The 213-nt window shown below is 61.5% G+C and carries 1 protein-coding gene; it reads right to left on the reverse strand.

The features are described 5' to 3' along the window. Nucleotides 1-213, reverse strand: a 213-nt coding sequence (locus AF337_RS11960) for an IS66 family transposase (RefSeq protein WP_152971010.1), incomplete at both ends; no start/stop codon positions are given.

The raw sequence follows: 213 nt of genomic DNA on the forward strand, positions 1-213 counted from the left end.
GGTCTCATCCATGAACAGCTTCGTGGAGCGCTTCAGGTCGGCAATCAAGGCGTCGAAGACCGGACGCAGTTCGAAAGCTGCCCGACCGACCCAATCGGCAAGCGTGGAGCGGTCGAGATCGATGCCCTGGCGGCTCATGATCTGAGCCTGCCGGTAGAGCGGCAAATGGTCGGCGTATTTGGACACCAGCACATGCGCGATGGTCGCCTCCGT

It is taken from the genome of Rhizobium ecuadorense, assembly GCF_001187535.1.
GTDB lineage: Bacteria > Pseudomonadota > Alphaproteobacteria > Rhizobiales > Rhizobiaceae > Rhizobium > Rhizobium ecuadorense.